Source organism: Pseudomonas sp. F220 (genome assembly GCF_057813935.1).
On sequence record NZ_JBVASJ010000006.1, the window covers coordinates 170,310 to 186,220 of the forward strand.

11 protein-coding genes are annotated in these 15,911 nt (G+C 58.8%); all 11 read right to left on the reverse strand.

Annotation, left to right across the window (positions count from 1 at the left end; genetic code table 11):
• Positions 1–2: 2 nt before the first annotated feature.
• Complete coding sequence (locus tag ACZYSM_RS08670; protein ID WP_489070769.1) at positions 3–2,924, reverse strand: DUF748 domain-containing protein; 2,922 nt, start codon at positions 2,922–2,924, stop codon at positions 3–5.
• A gap of 98 nt (positions 2,925–3,022) precedes the next feature.
• The gene (locus tag ACZYSM_RS08675; protein ID WP_489070771.1) at positions 3,023–4,036 is read right to left on the reverse strand and encodes a class I SAM-dependent rRNA methyltransferase; all 1,014 of its coding nucleotides are present in this window, start codon (positions 4,034–4,036) and stop codon (positions 3,023–3,025) included.
• Positions 4,037–4,279: 243 nt separating this feature from the next.
• Positions 4,280–5,152: an oxygenase MpaB family protein gene (locus tag ACZYSM_RS08680; protein ID WP_489070773.1), complete on the reverse strand. Its 873-nt coding sequence runs from the start codon at positions 5,150–5,152 to the stop codon at positions 4,280–4,282.
• 52 nt (positions 5,153–5,204) lie between these two features.
• On the reverse strand, positions 5,205–7,142 hold the full coding sequence (gene acs / locus ACZYSM_RS08685; protein WP_489070775.1) for an acetate--CoA ligase: 1,938 nt from the start codon (positions 7,140–7,142) through the stop codon (positions 5,205–5,207).
• Positions 7,143–7,329: 187 nt separating this feature from the next.
• Positions 7,330–8,994, reverse strand: coding sequence for a glucose-6-phosphate isomerase (gene pgi / locus ACZYSM_RS08690; RefSeq protein ID WP_489070777.1), 1,665 nt, complete (start codon positions 8,992–8,994; stop codon positions 7,330–7,332).
• Between the two features lie 245 nt (positions 8,995–9,239).
• Entirely contained in the window at positions 9,240–9,620 is a 381-nt protein-coding gene (gene panD / locus ACZYSM_RS08695) for an aspartate 1-decarboxylase (protein ID WP_003228271.1), read from the reverse strand.
• Between the two features lie 241 nt (positions 9,621–9,861).
• Entirely contained in the window at positions 9,862–10,716 is an 855-nt protein-coding gene (gene panC, locus ACZYSM_RS08700) for a pantoate--beta-alanine ligase (RefSeq protein WP_489070780.1), read from the reverse strand.
• A complete protein-coding gene (gene panB, locus ACZYSM_RS08705) occupies positions 10,713–11,513 on the reverse strand; it encodes a 3-methyl-2-oxobutanoate hydroxymethyltransferase (RefSeq protein ID WP_489070782.1) in 801 nt (266 codons plus the stop codon). Before panB ends, panC begins: the two co-directional genes overlap by 4 nt.
• 357 nt (positions 11,514–11,870) lie before the next feature.
• On the reverse strand, positions 11,871–12,350 hold the full coding sequence (gene folK, locus ACZYSM_RS08710) for a 2-amino-4-hydroxy-6-hydroxymethyldihydropteridine diphosphokinase (RefSeq protein WP_489070784.1): 480 nt from the start codon (positions 12,348–12,350) through the stop codon (positions 11,871–11,873).
• A 4-nt stretch (positions 12,351–12,354) separates the two neighbouring features.
• Positions 12,355–13,764, reverse strand: coding sequence for a polynucleotide adenylyltransferase PcnB (locus tag ACZYSM_RS08715; protein WP_489070786.1), 1,410 nt, complete (start codon positions 13,762–13,764; stop codon positions 12,355–12,357).
• 695 nt (positions 13,765–14,459) lie between these two features.
• Positions 14,460–15,893 (reverse strand): sigma-54-dependent transcriptional regulator, encoded by a 1,434-nt coding sequence (locus tag ACZYSM_RS08720; RefSeq protein ID WP_489070788.1) that lies wholly within the window; start codon positions 15,891–15,893, stop codon positions 14,460–14,462.
• Positions 15,894–15,911 lie beyond the last annotated feature (18 nt).

Below are 15,911 nucleotides of genomic sequence, written 5' to 3' on the forward strand. Positions count from 1 at the left end.
GGTTACTCGCTATCCAGATGCAGCGGCGTGATCACCCGACCATCGTTTTCTGCTTGCCCTAGATTAGCGTCGATGAAGTAAACCCGATCGTCAGCCAACTGCCCTTTGTCCACCAGGAAGTCCTTGATGCTGCTGGCCCGATCTTGTCCCAGTTGACGTAGGAGCACGTCGCTTTCGCTCCAGAACTTGATCACCCCTTCACGCAGTTTTGTCGTGCGTTCGTCGCGGCTCAGTTGCGTCCATTCGGCCGGTGGTTGTGTTTTCAGGCGGGTGCGGTAGATGCCTTCAAGCAGCGGCGCCTTCTCGCTGTCTGGAACGTCTAACAGGGACGCTTGGGCAGGGACCTTGTCACCGCGGCGCTGAAGCATTTTGTAGTAGTTGTATTGATATTCACGCTCGAGCCGCTGTTCGGCGATCGGTGGGCCGTCGCTGCTTTGCGCGCTGGTGCCTTCAATTTCCAGTCGCAGGGCCGGACGCTCTTTGAGAGCATTGGCCAGTTTGATCAACGTCGATTCGGAGTCTTTATTCAGGTCACTGGAACCTGGCGCGAACGACACGCTGCCAAGGTCTTCTGAGCCGCCACCGCTGACCAGACCGCCAATGAACTTGAAGGGCGCTTCAACTGCACGCAGCACCAGATTGCGCAGGGTCTGCCAGATGATCGGCATCACGCTGAACTGTGGATTGTTCAAGTCGCCGGTGACCGGAAGCTCGATGGAGATTTTGCCGTCGCTGTCTTTGAGCAGTGCGATTGCGAGACGAATCGGCAAGTCTACGGCATCCGGGCTGTCGACTTTTTCACCCAGTTGCAGTTGTTCGATCACCATTTTGTTCTCGGCGGTCAACTGGCCCTTGATGATCTTGTAATGCAGGTCGAGATTGAGCCGGCCCTTGCGAATACGGTAGCCGGCGAACTTGCCGGAGTAGGGCGTCAGGGTGGTCAGCTCGACACGTTTAAAACTGGTGGCGATGTCCAGCGCCGCCATCGGGTCGAACGGGTTCACGCTGCCTTTGATGGTGACCGGGGCGTAACGGTCAACCTTGCCTTTGATATCGACGCTGGCCGGTTTGACCTGACGGCTGTCGATGGTACCGATCGATCCGTTGAGCTGTTGAACGGCGGTGGCGAAGTTTGGCGTCAGGCTGAAGTCGGCGAAGTTTGCCGAACCGTCGTTGATGGCGATTGCACCAATATGAATGCCCAGCGGCTTTTCCTTGCTGGCGGCGGGTTTGGCGGCGCTTTTAGCACCGTTGTCCGCTGGCTGAGGGATCAGCAGGTCATCAATGTTGGTGGTGCGATCCTCGTTGATCATAAAACGCACGTACGGCTGGAACAGGTTGACCTTGGTGATCGACAGGCTGTCGCCATGTTGATAATTCAGCCCTTCGAGCACCAATTGCTGCCACTTGAGGAAGTCACGGGTCTTCAAGGTGTCCAGGGTGTGCAGTTGATCGACCTGGGCCCGACCGGTGACGTTGAACGCCAGCGGTTCGGTACTTTTCAGATCGACCGCCAGATCACTGCCAAGCATGCCGCTACGCAGTTCCAGGCGAATGAACGGGCTGATATAGGACTGGGCGATACGCAGGTCGATGTCTTTGGTCTGCACCTGCAGTTTGGCGCTGACCGGGCTCAGATTGACTTCGCCGCTCGCCTGGATCTTGCCCTGCTTGCCCAGCCCGGTATCGAGCTTGAGGGTGAAAGGCGACTTGTTGAGGCTGTCGAAGTTTTGCAGGTCCAGGTTCAGGGGGCCGAGTTCCAGCGCCACCGCAGGTTGCGCCTGGCGGTCCGCCACGTGGACTTGGTAGTCGCGCAGTTGCACATCCTTCAACAGCACCTGCCAGGGTTTGTTTGGGGCGGTTGGTTCTGGCTTGGGCGAATCCGCCGCCGCTGGGGCCTTCGCGGGTGCAGGTTTGGCTGGTTGGCTGGCAAAGAGCTTCTGCCAGTCGAGTTGGCCATCGGCTTCACGAGCAGCCCAGGTTTCCAGTTTTTGGCTGCGGATCTTGCCGACAACTACTTGCTGTTTGGCCAAATCGACAGACGTTTCGCTGATATCCAAGCGTTCCAGTCGCACGAGTGGCCGGCCGTCGGGAGCCTTGATGGCGAACGGCGCAACACTCAGCGCCGTATTGCTCAGCAGTAGTTCGGTTTCTTTGGCCAGGTTGAGTTTGTAGTCAGTGCTGAGGTTAACAACCCCGTTTTCCAGAACCAATGGCACGGATTCACGTACATACGGCCACCAGAGTTTCATCTGGCCATTAGTGACTTTCAATTTACCTTCAGAGGCAATCGGCACCAGGCTGAAGTTGCCGGTCCAGTCGATCTGCCCACCTTCGGGGCCCACCGCGACCAAGGTCATGTCGGCGTTGTCGTCAGGCAGGGTGCTGAGGTTCTTCAGTTCGAAGTCGAGCTTGTTGTAGAGGAATTCGATGGGCTCGCTGGGGCGCAGGTCCTGGAAGTGCACATAGCCGCCGGCCAGCTTTATGCGCTCGATGCGCAGCGGAAATGGTTTGGCGTTGGGGTCGGCAGGTGTCGGTTCGCTGGCTGGCAGTTTGAACAGCCCGGGCAGATTGAGCTTGCCGTCTTTGCCGAAAAGGATTTCGGTATTGGGTTTGTCCAGCTCGACATCGGCCAAGTGCAGCGCGCGAGTCCAGAGGCTGTCGATCTGCAGATTGGCGTAAAGGCGTTCGAAGCTGACCTGCTCCTTGCCCGGTTCGCCGATATTCAGGCCCCATAGGGTCAGCTCAAGGCTGAAGGGGTTGAGTTCAATACGTTGGATGTGTGCCGGCACCGTTGCGTAGTTGGCCAGTTGTTGATTGGCGACCCGCAAGGCGATGCCTGGCAATATCAGAAATCCCAACAAGCTATAAAGGGCGAGAGCAGTCAACAAGGCGCCAATGGCGCGAATCAATCCTTTGGGCATGTGAGGCGTCATCTATCTGATATCGGAAGTGCCTTGGAGTATGGCATGCGTTTACGGTTCCGAAGCAATCACCTTTATTCGCGTAATACTTGTCTGGCTCAGAGTTGCAGGATCAGGGTTTTCAATGGCGGTTGCTGATCCATGGACGGGAAATCGCTGCCCGGGGTCAGTACCTGCCAGTCGCGCACCGGGCGTCCGGCCTTTTCGGCACAACGTAAAACCTGTTCACGCCAGTCGTCCATGCCGACCTTTGCCAGGTTGTTGCAGCAGATCAGTACGCCATTTTCTGCGGTGGTTAGCAGGGCCGGTTTAAGCAGGCTTTGATAGTCGCGCAACAGGTCAACGGTGCCGAAAGCACTTTTGGCCCAGGCGGGAGGGTCGAGCAGGACCAGGTCGTACTGGCGCTGTTCCAGGCGTGGGTAGCTCGGCAATTTGTGACGGCGCTGAATGATTGGCAAACCGGCCAGTTGACGGATCGCCGCAAAATAGTCGGACTGGATGAAGTGCATTTTCGGCAACTGCGGGTTGAGCTGACCGTTCTCACGGCCGACGGCCAGATTGCCCTCGGCAAAATCCAGATTGCACACCTCGCTGGCGCCGCCGGCGGCTGCGCTCAAGCCAACGCCGCAGGTGTAGGCGAACAGGTTCAGTACGCTTTTACCGGCGCTGTGATCTTTGACCCAGCCGCGAGCATTGCGCAGATCCAGAAACAGCAGTGGGTCCTGTCCGGCGTGACGGCCGCGGACACGGTAGTTCAAGCCCCATTCGTGGCCGACCATATCTTCCAGAGCAGCGTCTTCGGCACGGTAGACCGAGTCTTCCCGATCGATGCGCGAATTGCCCTTGGAGCGGTCGTTGTAGACCAGCAGGGTGTCCAGACCGAGGTGCTGATTGATGGCTTCGTGCAGTTGCAGCAGTGCGTCGCGCTCCAGCGACTGGTGAAAGCTTTGCACCAGCAGTTGCGGGCCATAACGGTCGATGGTCAGGCCGCCGGCACCTTCCTGGCTGCCATGGAACAAGCGATAGCAGTCGGTGCCTTGCTGATGCAGCTCGGCTAGCAGGTCTTGGCGATGATCGAGGGCGGCGCGCAGCGCCTGATTCAAGGAAGACATGCGGAGCGCCTTGCAGGGGAATTTGGCGCGAGAGTTTAACAGCTAAGGGGGACAGGCTGGAGGGCAATGGTGTTCTGGAGGCCGCTTCGCGGGCAAGGTCGCCGCTGTCCCTTGTAGGAACCGAGCTTGCTCGCGATGAGGGTGTGTCATTCAACTATGATGTTGACTGACCTTCCGCTATCGCGAGCAATCGAGCGTCGACCGGCTGCTCCTACAAGTTATGAGTGACTCACAGAACCGGTCTCAGCTCTGCAAACCCATGCGGCGTCGGGCGCGCTGCACCGATCCGTTGCGCACCGCCCAGCGCAGCAACGGCGCACTGCGCTTGACGCTGACGCGGATCAATTGCCGTTGTAACGGGCCTTGGCTGACACCCAGCATGCCACTGGCCCAGTCCGGCAACAGATCGATACCGGCCTGCATCATCAGCGCCCCGAAAGGCTTGGCCAAACGGCTCGGTGCCGGGGCGTCCAGCAGCAGACGCAGCACTTCGCGGCTGCGCTCATCACACACCAGTTGTGGGCGGATTCGCTCAAGGTAGTCGGCAATTTCCTTTCGTGAGCGAGGCACGTCCCGGGCGCCAAGGCGCTCGGCGACCAGGGCAATTTCCGCGTAATAGCGATCCTGATCGGCCGGCGACAGATTCGGGTTGCGGTAACGCAGGTGAGCGGCGAGGAAGTTGCTGACCTCGGCTACATGCACCCACGTCAGCAGATCCGGGTCGCTGGCCGCATAAGGCTGGCCATCAGGTGCGGTGCCGACCACTTGCAGGTGGATGGTGCGAACCTTGTCGATCAGCCACTCGGCATCCTGTCGTGAGCCAAAGGTTGTACCGGAAATAAACTGTCCGGTGCGGCGTAGTCGGCCGAGCATGTCCTCACGGAAGTTCGAGTGATCCCAAACCCCGGCCAGCGCCAGCGGATGCAGGGCTTGCAGCATCAGGGCGCTGATGCCGCCGATCAACATGCTGCTGAAGTCGCCATGCACTTGCCAACTGACCGAATCCGGCCCGAACAAGCCGGGATCACCCTTGGGGTTCTCCAGATCAAGCTTGCCGAGGGACAAGCCACTCAGGCTCATGATCTGGGTTTCGATACGACTGCGAATGAATTCCATGACTGCTCGGTGGTTACAGCGTTAAGCAAGGCGCGGCATTGGCCGCGCAGGTTTACTGGTTCAGGCGTTTGTCGATCAGACCCTCGACCACGCTCGGATCGGCCAGGGTCGAAGTATCGCCCAGGCTGTCCAGCTCGTTGCAGGCAATCTTGCGCAGAATCCGCCGCATGATCTTGCCCGAACGGGTTTTCGGTAAGGCGGGTGCCCATTGGATCAGGTCTGGTTTGGCGAAGCTGCCGATTTCTTTGCTGACATGCGCCAGTAGTTCTTTCTTCAAGGCATCAGTCGGTTCGGTGCCATTCATCGGCGTGACAAAGGCATAGATTCCCTGACCTTTGACGTCATGGGGGTAACCGACCACCGCAGCCTCGGCGATGCTGTCGTGGAGCACCAGCGCGCTTTCTACTTCAGCGGTACCGATGCGGTGCCCGGACACGTTGATCACGTCATCGATGCGTCCGGTGATCCAGTAATCGCCGTCGTCATCGCGCCGCGCGCCGTCGCCGGTGAAGTAATAGCCGGGGTAGGGTTTGAAGTAGGTTTCGAGCATGCGTTTCGGGTCGCCGTAGACGCTACGAATCTGCGCCGGCCAACTGGCCTTGATCGCCAGTATGCCGCTGCCGGCACCACTGATTTCCTTGCCTTGTTCGTCCAGCAACACCGGTTGCACGCCGAACATTGGCTGGGTGGCGCAGCCGGGTTTGATTCGGCTGGCGCTGACCAGCGGGCTGAGCATGATGCCGCCGGTTTCGGTCTGCCACCAGGTATCGACGATCGGGCAACGTTGCTCGCCGACGGTATTGAAATACCATTCCCAGGCTTCCGGGTTGATGGGTTCACCGACAGTGCCCAACAAACGCAGGCTGCTGCGCGATGTCTGTTGCAACGGCTCCACGCCTTCGCGCATCAGCGCGCGCAATGCGGTGGGCGCGGTGTAGAAGATGTTGACTTGATGTTTGTCGATCACCTGCCAGAACCGCGAGCTGGTCGGGTAGCTCGGCACACCCTCGAAGATCAGTGTGGTCGCGCCATTGGCCAGCGGACCGTAGACGATGTAGCTGTGGCCAGTGACCCAGCCGACATCGGCGGTGCACCAGAAGACTTCGCCGTCACGGTAGTCGAACACGTACTTGAAGGTCATCGCTGCTTGTAGCAGGTAACCGCCAGTGGTGTGCAGCACGCCTTTGGGTTTGCCGGTACTGCCGGAGGTGTAAAGGATAAACAGTGGGTCTTCAGCGTCCATCGGCTCGGGGGGGCAGTTGTCATCCACGCTGCGTGTGACCTGGTGATACCAAAGGTCACGGCCTTCGACCCAATTGACCTCACCGTGGGTGCGCTCGATCACCAGCACCGTGCTGACGTCCGGGCAACTGAGCAGGGCTTGGTCGACGTTCTTTTTCAGTGGGACAAACTTACCGCCGCGCACGCCTTCATCGGCGGTGATCACGGTGCGGCAGTCGGCGTCGAGAATACGGTCACGCAGGGCGTCCGGGGAAAACCCACCGAAGACCACCGAGTGCACCGCGCCAATCCGCGTGCAGGCGAGCATGGCGTAGGCGGCTTCGGGAATCATCGGCATGTAGATGCAGACCCGATCGCCTTTTTTAACGCCACGACTTTTCAGTACGTTGGCCAGGCGGCAGACGTTGTGATGAAGTTTTTTGTAGGTGATCTGCGCCGATTCGGCGGGGTCGTCGGCTTCCCAGATGATCGCGATCTGGTCGCCGCGTTGTTCAAGATGGCGGTCGATGCAGTTGTAACTGACGTTCAGTCGGCCGCCCGTAAACCAGCTTGCCGCACCGGTTTTCAGATTCGCTTGTTGAACGCTTTGCCAAGGTGTTGACCAGTCGAGAAAACGCTTGGCCTGTTCAGCCCAGAAGATGTCGGGTTGCTCGATGGATTGGCGGTACAGGCGCTGATAATCGTCCTGATTCAGTTGCGCAGCCCGGCGGACGGCATCGGCGTTGGGGAAAGTGCTGATATCGAACATGACGGTTCCTTATTCTTGTTTTTGCGACAAGTGATAAAGATGCGCCGACTGGGAGGTGGGTTCAAGACCCTAAAACAAACGCCCCCCGTAGGAGCCGAGCTTGCTCGCGATGCGGGCGCCGCGGTGTATCAGGTACACCGCGTTATCGTTCATCGCGAGCAAGCTCGGCTCCTACTGGAGCGGGGTGTTAGCCGCGGTGACGACCACGGAAATAGTTGATCAGGCCTTGGGTCGATGCGTCGTCGGCCGGTTCTTCGATGGCGCCGGTCAGGCGGTTGTAGACGCCTTTGCCGAGCTCTTTGCCCAGCTCCACACCCCATTGGTCGAAGGCGTTGATGCCCCAGATCACGCTTTGCACGAAGACTTTGTGTTCGTACATCGCCACCAGTGCGCCGAGACGACGTGGGCTGATGCGTTCGACCACCAGGGTGTTGCTCGGACGGTTGCCCGGAATCACCTTGTGCGGCGCAAGTTTCTGCACTTCGTCTTCGGCCATGCCTTTGTCACGCAGTTCGGCTTCGGCTTCGGCGCGAGTCTTGCCAAGCATCAGCGCCTGGCTTTGCGACAGGCAGTTGGCGTACAGCCATTGGTGATGGTCGGCCACCGGGTTGAAACTGACGATCGGCACGATGAAGTCGGCCGGAATCAGCTGGGTGCCCTGGTGCAGCAACTGGTGATAGGCATGCTGACCGTTGCAACCCACGCCGCCCCAGATGACCGGGCCCGTCTCGGTGGACACCGGTGTACCGTCCTGGCGCACGCTCTTGCCGTTGGATTCCATGTCCAGCTGCTGCAAGTGCTTGGTGATGTTGCGCAGGTAGTGGTCGTACGGCAGGATCGCGTGGCTTTGCGCACCCCAGAAGTTGCCGTACCAGACGCCGAGCAACGCCAGCAGCACCGGCATGTTCTGTTCGAATGGCGCGCTCTGGAAGTGCTGGTCCATGGTGTAGGCACCGGACAGCAGTTCCTTGAAGTTGGACATGCCGATGGCCAGGGCGATCGGCAAACCGATGGCCGACCACAGCGAGTAACGCCCGCCAACCCAGTCCCACATCGGGAAGATGTTCTCTTCGCGGATACCGAACGCCACAGCGGCGGCATTGTTGCTTGAGACCGCGATGAAGTGACGATACAGCTCGGCTTCAGAGCCGCCCTGGGCCAGGTACCAGGCGCGAGCGGCCTGAGCGTTTTTCAGGGTTTCCAGGGTGTTGAAAGACTTCGAGGACACGATGAACAGTGTGGTCTCGGCGCGAATCTTCATCGACAGTTCGTGGAACTCACTGCCGTCGATGTTCGCCAGGTAATGGCAGCGCACGCCTTTCTGGGCGTAGGACAGCAGCGCTTCAGAGACCAGTTCAGGGCCGAGGAACGAGCCGCCGATACCGATGTTCACCACGTCGGTGATCGGCTTCTCGGTGTAACCGCGCCATAGACCGTCGTGGATCCGGCCGACCAACTCGGTGATCTGGTTCAGTACCTTGTGCACTTCCGGCATCACATTGACGCCGTTCACCGATAGTTTGTCGCCCACTGGGCGGCGCAGTGCGGTGTGCAGGGCCGGGCGACCTTCCGAGGAGTTGACCAGTTCGCCGGCGAACAGCGCTTTGATCGCGTCCTGCAGACCGGCCTCTTTGCCCAAGCCGACGAGCAGGTCGCGGGTTTCTTTGTTGATCAGGTTTTTCGAATAATCGAGAAAAAGCCCACAGCTGCTCAAGGTAAATTCATTGAAGCGCTGAGGGTCGGCATTGAATGCTTCGCGCATGCTGAAATCTTGCATGGTTTCGCGGTGTTGATTCAACGCTTGCCAGGCGGGCAGAGCGGTAACGTCGTGTGGAGTGCGGTAGTACGCCATCGCTGCGGGTTTCCTTTTACTTGGACTGCCTTTTGGACACTAAAAAGCCCGGAACGTCCTGCTCAGTTACAAGAGGAGGTCCAGTCAACCTGCGGTAACACGATTGAATAGCGCAGGGCGAATACAGTAAACCTCGCGTCTTGATCTGTCTTGGCTTTGTCTGACCTGCGATCGGTACTTTTTTATAACATCGCGACCGGTGGACATAACATCCGGGCTTTGAGTATGGAGAGCTGAGCGGTTAATCAGGCGACCTGAACCGGAATGGCATTGCTGGTGTGGCTCAGTTCATTACCCGGTGCCATGTAGAGCATGCGCGGTTTGAAGTTGAGCAGCTCGGCTTCGCTGTAGTGTGCGTAGGCGCAGATGATTACCCGATCGCCGACCTTGGCCTTGTGCGCAGCCGCGCCGTTGACCGAAATCATCCGCGAGCCTTCTTCGCCACGGATCGCGTAAGTGGTGAAGCGTTCGCCGTTGTCGACGTTGTAGATCTGGATCTGTTCGTACTCACGGATTCCGGACAAGTCCAGCCATTCGCCATCGATGGCGCAAGATCCTTCGTAATCGAGTACAGCGTGGGTGACTTCGGCGCGATGCAGCTTGGCTTTGAGCATGATGGCGTGCATGAATGTTTCCTTGGTCAGATCCGAACGGCGGGCAGTTTGCCCGAAGCCTTTGAGGCGGGCAATACACTGTGTTTGAGGAGCCGAATGCAATCTGCAACACAACACAGTTCCAATGTGGGAGCGGGCTTGCTCGCGATAGCGGTCTGGCAGCCAACATCTTTGTTGAATGTTAAGCCGTCATCGCGAGCATCGGAACGCCGCCCGGCCCGCTCCCACAAGTATGTGGCGGAGCCGCTTTCTTTTACGCGTCGAGATTCAAATGCAGGTTGTCGATCAGCCGGGTGGCACCCAGATAGGCCGCGACAAGGATCACCAGATCGCGGTCATTCGGGGTGGCCGGACGCAGGCTTAGCGCCTGACGAATTTCCAGATAATCGGGCCGGAAACCGGCGGTTTCAAGCTGTTGGATATGCGCTGACAGCAGCTTGGGGTAATCGCGCTCGCCCTGTTCGATGGCTTCGGCAATCTGGCTCAGGCTGCGGTACAAGGTCGGTGCGATGGCGCGCTGTTCTTCAGTGAGGTAGCCGTTGCGCGAGGACAGCGCCAGGCCATCAGCGGCGCGTACGGTTGGCTCGCCAATAATCTGGATCGGCAGGTTCAGGTCGTGGACCAGGGCGCGAATGACCGCCAGTTGCTGGAAGTCTTTCTGGCCAAAGATCGCCAGATCCGGCTGGACCATATTGAACAGCTTGCTGACCACCGTCGCCACGCCTTCGAAGTGACCGGGACGGCTCGCACCGCACAGACCTTCGGACAATTGCGGGACACTGACGCGGGTTTGGCCGGCCATGCCGTCCGGGTACATTTCTTCAACGCTGGGGGCAAACAGCAGATGGCAGCCAGCCTGGAGCAGTTTCTCCTGGTCGGCGGCCAAGGTTCGTGGGTACTTGTCGAGGTCTTCGCCCGCGCCGAATTGCAACGGATTGACGAAAATGCTCGCCACCACGAAATCCACTCGTTGGGCCGCCTTGGTCACCAGCGCCGCGTGGCCGCTGTGCAGGTTGCCCATGGTCGGTACAAAGCCGATACGTTTGCCTTCGCTGCGGGCGCGGGCTACGGCGGCGCGCAACTCGCGCACGGTCTTGACAGTGTTCATGCAGAGAATCCGTGTTCAGCGCCGGGGAAGGTCACGGCTTTGACTTCAGTGACGTATGCGCTCAAGGCAGCCTGAATGCTGTCTTGACCGACCATGAAGTTCTTCACGAACTTCGGTGCGCGGCCAGTGAGAGAGAGGCCAAGCATGTCGTGCAGAACCAGCACCTGACCGTCGGTGGCGCTACCGGCGCCGATTCCGATTACCGGAATCTTCACTGCCTGGGTGATTTCATGGGCCAGTTCGCTCGGTACGCATTCAAGCAGCAACATGGCAGCGCCGGCTTGCTCCAGGGCAATAGCATCGGCGCGCATCTGCCGGGCCTGGTTCTCATTGCGCCCCTGGACTTTATAGCCGCCGAGGATGTTCACCGATTGCGGCGTCAACCCCATGTGCGCACATACCGGTACGCCGCGCTCGGCCAGTAGACGGATCGACTCCGCCAGCCAGACTGCACCTTCGACCTTGACCATGTGGGCGCCGGCTTGCATCAGCTGGGCGCTGTTGTTCAGGGCCTGTTCGGTGGTCGCGTAGGCCATGAAGGGCAGGTCCGCGAGGATCAGCGCACCGGCGTTACCGCGTTTGACGGCTGCAACGTGGTACGCCATCTCGGCGGTGGTGACTGGCAGTGTGCTGTCATGCCCTTGCAGCACCATGCCGAGGGAGTCGCCCACCAGCAGCACTTCGACACCAGCCTGGCAGCAGGCGTGGGCGAAGGTTGCGTCATAGCAGGTCAGCATGGTGATTTTTTCACCTTTCTGCTTGAGGCTTTGCAGGGTGGTCAGGGTGATGTCTGGCATGAAAAGTGTCCTCATTCAGGCGCTGTGGAAACTACTGCGAGTAACGCGCGTGATTCATCATTTATACAGGCGCACGTTCTTTTTGCCGTGCTTATAAGGCCTGGATTGCGCCCTTTAGTGCCGTGTTGGCGGCAGCGGGACGCCTATAGTCGTGAGGAGAACTCTGGAAGTCAATTGTGTGTGTTACCGCAATGTTACGCCGGAGGTGTTACCGACGTTACTGATGCGATTCAGCAGCTCTTTACGCTGTGTGTCGGTGCGAGCTTGCTCGCGATGAGCGATGACGCGGTGCTCCAGATAGACCGCATTGTCCCTATCGCGAGCAAGCTCGGCTCCTACAGAAAATCAAAATCAAACCTACGCCAGACGTTCGAGCCCGACAAATGGACAGTCGGCAAGCATGTCGCTGAGGTACCTGCCGTCCGCCAGTTGCAGCGATGGGGTGGCCAGTTCGGCCAAGGGATAGAGCACAAAGGCTCGGGCTTGCATGTGGTAGTGGGGGACTTTGAGTCGGGGCTCATCGATCAATCGGTCACCGAACAACAGGATATCCAGATCCAGCGTGCGCGGTCCCCAGCGTTCATTGCGCTCGCGGCCTTGGTCGATTTCGATGGCTTGTAGCGCATCGAGCAACTCCAGCGGCGTGAGACTGCTGTCCAGGACTGCCACCGCATTGGTGTAACGCGGTTGGCCGGGGAGCAAAGAGTCGCTTTGGTAAAAGGACGATACGCCGACCAGTTCGGTCTGCGGTAATTGCGCCAGCGCATCGACGGCGTTGCGCAATTGTTCCGTCGGGGCAGCCAGATTGCTGCCCATACCGATATAGATACGTTCCATGAACTTACTCGCCCGACGCGCTCGGTGTGCCGGCAGTGGCACTGCGTTTGCGCTTGCTGCCACCGCTACGGCGACGTTTGCGCGGAGCACCGCTGGCGCTGTCGTCCTTGCCGCTGAGGTCGCGGATCATGTCGCGGCGTTCGCTGTCGTTAGCGTCCTGATAGTCGGTCCACCACTCGCCCAGACCGTTGGTCTGTTCGCCGGCGCTTTCACGCAGCAACAAGAAGTCGTAGCCCGCACGGAATCGCGGGTTGTCCAGCAACAGGTCGGCACGTTTGCCGCTGCGCCGAGGCAGGCGCTCCTGCATGTCCCAGATCTCGCGGATCGGCATGGTGAAGCGTTTCGGAATCGCGATGCGTTGGCACTGCTCGCTGATCAGCTCGTGAGCGGCTTCCTGCATGGCCGGAATTGGCGGCATGCCACGGTCCTGCAAGCGCAGCACGCGGGCCGGCAGTGCAGGCCAGAGCAGGGCGGCGAATAGGAAGGCTGGGGTGACCGGCTTGTTCTGCTTGATGCGCAGGTCAGTATTGACCAAGGCTTCGCTGATCAGAGTGTGGGTGTACGTCGGGTTGTGCTCCAGTGCTTCGGCGCTGGCCGGGAACAATGGATCGAACAGTTGGAGGTCCACCAGCATTTCGAAGGTGTCTGCGGCATGCCCGGAGAGGAACAGCTTGAGCACTTCTTCGAACAGTCGGGCCGAGGGAATTTCCCGCAGCATGGGTGCCAGATCGCGAATCGGCGCAGCGGAGTGCTTCTCGATGCCGAAGTCCAGCTTGGCGGCAAAACGCACGGCCCGCAGCATCCGTACCGGGTCTTCCTGGTAACGCTGCTGTGGATCGCCGATCAGACGGATCAGGTGATTGCGGATGTCGTGTACGCCGTTGGCGTAGTCGAGAATGCGCTCGCTGACTGGATCGTAATACAGGGCATTGATGGTGAAGTCGCGACGTTGAGCGTCTTCTTCCAGCGTGCCATAGACGTTGTCCCGCAGAATGCGCCCACTTTCGTTACGTGAGGATTGGTTGCTGTCTTCCTCGTCGTCGTTTTGCGGGTGATTGGCGCGAAAGGTGGCGACTTCGATGATTTCGCGACCAAAGTGGATATGCACCAATTTGAAGCGACGGCCGATGATCCGCGCATTGCGAAATTCGGCGCGAACCTGTTCCGGCGTGGCGCTGGTGGCGACGTCGAAGTCTTTGGGTGTGATGTTGAGCAGCATGTCGCGCACGCAGCCGCCGACCAGGTAAGCCTGGTAGCCGGCGTTCTGTAGGCGTTCGACGATGTTTACCGCATAACGGCTGAATTGAGCGCGTTGCAGCGAATGCTGGCTGCTGTTGAGCACTTCAGGCGTGCTGCGAATGTGTTGCGTACGACGCAAGGGAGAACGGAATGACTGGAACAACTTCTTCAGCATGGGGTGCACTGTTTGAAGGAATGTTCGGCCATAACGAAGAATGACCGCATGATGGGCGGGGATTCTAGCATTTAGTCGAGGGATGGTGTAGGAAGCGTGCGCATCAAGCGTACGGGGGAGGTCAAACGCCAGAAACCACAAGGGGAGCCGAAGCTCCCCAAGAAGTAGTTGCATGCTCTATTTTTATTATTGGTGTTGGGCTTCTTGTTTTTATTGATCGCCCTTGTCACGAGTTTCTGCCTTCGTGACCCTCCCAATCGGGAGCCAAGAGCAAACGGATTGCTTTGGTCGCTGTGTTGCAATGATCCAGTGATCCAACCAGTTCAGGCTCTGTCTTAGGACAGTTTTTTGTTGTTCTCGGCCTGGTTGCGGGGCAAGCCCCAAATACAACGCCTCTCCAAAAGAATCAGTTAGCTGCGCCTCCGCCGTGTTGTTTTTATTATGCGTGAGCCGATACGTCTTATTTTTATTGTCTTTTGCATTGCTTGTTATTGTTTTTGTACTAAGCATATAGCAGGTGTCGTGCCAACTTTTGCGAAGCCCAGTAAAACAAGGGGTTAGCTGGTTGGTCGAGGGTTTTCAGGGCATAAAAAAGCCGGGACTTCGTTACCGTAAGCCCCGGCTTTTGTTACGTAAAAAAACTGAGGTAACAGTTTTTTTACATATGAGGGTGTTACCCGTGTGGCTGAGTGGACTCAGCTCTCGCTGGCAACCCCGGTCTTGCGCCGTGGAATACCCAGGCGCTGGCGCCGCTCCCACAGGCACTTGCGGCTGACCCCGAGTTTGCGGGCCAGCTCGGTCTCGGTCATGTGGTCCTGATGCTCAAGGACGAAATGCTGGAAGTAGTCTTCCAGCGACAAGTCCTCAGTAGGCTCGTGGCTGGTGTTGTTGGCGGTACCCTGTTGCGGTGCCAGGCCGATGAAATCGTCATCGTCCAGGTCGCTCAACTCGATATCGATCCCCAGCAACTCGGCCGAAATCTCCGGGCTCTCGCACAGAATTACCGCGCGTTCGACCGCGTTTTCCAGTTCTCGAACGTTACCCGGCCAAGAGTAATGACGAATCGCCTGTTCGGCGTCCGGGGCGAACTTCAGGTCAGTGCGGTTGACCCGAGCGCTTTGCCTGGCGAGGAAGGCGTTGGCAATTTCGTTGACGTCGGCTCCACGCTCACGCAGGGCCGGCAACTTCAGAGCGATGACGTGAAGGCGATAATACAAGTCTTCACGGAACTGGCCGATCTTGGCCAGGCTCTTGAGATCACGGTGAGTCGCGGCAATCAGGCGTACGTCGACTTTCTGCGATTGCACCGAGCCGACGCGGCGGATTTCGCCTTCCTGCAACACACGCAGCAAGCGCGCCTGAGCCTCTAGCGGCAACTCGCCGATCTCATCGAGGAACAGCGTGCCGCCGTCAGCGGCTTCGACCAGACCCGCACGGCCAGCGCTAGCGCCGGTGAAGGCGCCTTTCTCATGGCCGAACAGTTCGGATTCGATCAGGCTTTCCGGGATGGCCGCGCAGTTCACTGAAATCATTGGTGCTTTGGCGCGTTTGGACAGGTTGTGCAGGGCACGGGCGACCAGTTCTTTACCGGTACCGGATTCACCCTGGATCAGCACATTGGAATCGGTTGGCGCGACTTTGCGGATCTTGCTGTACATCTCCAGCATCGGCGGACAGGAGCCAATGATGCCGATGTCGCCGTTGCTGTTGTCGACACCCGCTTTCTCTGCGCCGTTGGCTTTGCCCGTCGGGCGTTCACCGGGAGTGCTCTGCACCGATTGCCGGTCACGCAGAATGCGTGCAACGGCCTGCAGCATTTCGTCGTGATCGAAAGGCTTGGCGATGTAGTCCACCGCGCCCATCTTCATCGAGTCAACTGCCGAACGCAGGCTGGCGTAGCTGGTCATGATCAGCACTGGAGTGCCCTGGCCGAGCTTGATCAACTCGGTGCCAGGTGCGCCCGGCAGGCGCAGGTCACTGACGATCAGGTCGAACGTGGGAATGCTGAAACGCTCTTGTGCTTCCTGCACGGAACCGGCTTCGCTGACCTGGTACTGGTTGCGTTCCAGCAGGCGGCGCAAGGCGGAGCGGATAATTGTTTCGTCTTCGACGATCAAAATGTGCGGCATTGATTCGATACTCTCGAC

Coding starts and splice junctions, on each gene's coding strand:
- folK (WP_489070784.1), bottom strand. CDS start 12,350: ATGGAACGTATCTATATCGGTATGGGCAGCAATCTGGCTGCCCCGACG.
- ACZYSM_RS08680 (WP_489070773.1), bottom strand. CDS start 5,152: ATGGAATTCATTCGCAGTCGTATCGAAACCCAGATCATGAGCCTGAGT.
- ACZYSM_RS08675 (WP_489070771.1), bottom strand. CDS start 4,036: ATGTCTTCCTTGAATCAGGCGCTGCGCGCCGCCCTCGATCATCGCCAA.
- ACZYSM_RS08720 (WP_489070788.1), bottom strand. CDS start 15,893: ATGCCGCACATTTTGATCGTCGAAGACGAAACAATTATCCGCTCCGCC.
- panB (WP_489070782.1), bottom strand. CDS start 11,513: ATGCCAGACATCACCCTGACCACCCTGCAAAGCCTCAAGCAGAAAGGT.
- acs (WP_489070775.1), bottom strand. CDS start 7,142: ATGTTCGATATCAGCACTTTCCCCAACGCCGATGCCGTCCGCCGGGCT.
- ACZYSM_RS08670 (WP_489070769.1), bottom strand. CDS start 2,924: ATGCCCAAAGGATTGATTCGCGCCATTGGCGCCTTGTTGACTGCTCTC.
- ACZYSM_RS08715 (WP_489070786.1), bottom strand. CDS start 13,764: ATGCTGAAGAAGTTGTTCCAGTCATTCCGTTCTCCCTTGCGTCGTACG.
- panC (WP_489070780.1), bottom strand. CDS start 10,716: ATGAACACTGTCAAGACCGTGCGCGAGTTGCGCGCCGCCGTAGCCCGC.
- panD (WP_003228271.1), bottom strand. CDS start 9,620: ATGCACGCCATCATGCTCAAAGCCAAGCTGCATCGCGCCGAAGTCACC.
- pgi (WP_489070777.1), bottom strand. CDS start 8,994: ATGGCGTACTACCGCACTCCACACGACGTTACCGCTCTGCCCGCCTGG.